The organism is Pseudoalteromonas sp. S1727, from assembly GCF_005886375.1.
GTDB classification, from domain to species: Bacteria; Pseudomonadota; Gammaproteobacteria; order Enterobacterales; family Alteromonadaceae; genus Pseudoalteromonas; species Pseudoalteromonas haloplanktis.
Map to the genome: position 1 here is coordinate 1 of NZ_PNDT01000251.1, position 397 is coordinate 397.

At 45.1% G+C, this 397-nt stretch carries 1 protein-coding gene; it reads left to right on the forward strand.

Translation table 11 applies throughout. The features are described from left to right. Positions 1-397: TonB-dependent receptor domain-containing protein (locus CWB85_RS21895; RefSeq protein WP_138556015.1), on the forward strand; the 397-nt coding region annotated here is incomplete at both ends.

Below are 397 nucleotides of genomic sequence, written 5' to 3' on the forward strand. Positions count from 1 at the left end.
GGTATCAAGTGGCAGTTGTTTGATGACCGCTTAATGCTAAGCAGTGCATTATTTGATATCAGTAAAACAGGCACCTTGATCACCGAGCAACTAGATAATCCAGTGGGTGATATTGAAACAATCACAACACAAGCCGGTGAACAACGTCATAAAGGTTTTGAGCTAGGTGCGCAAGGTGCAGCAACTGACCGTTTATTTGTTATGGCTTCTACTATGTACCTTGATGCTGAATATGTTCAAGGAGGCGCTCGCCCTACAGATGTCCCTAAATGGTCTGCTTCGCTTTGGACTCGTTACGAGTTAAACGATGCCATTGCTTTTAATGCAGGTGCGTTTTATGAAGGCGAACGCTTCGCAGATAGCGCCAACACCATCACTAAAGATGCCTACACTCGTG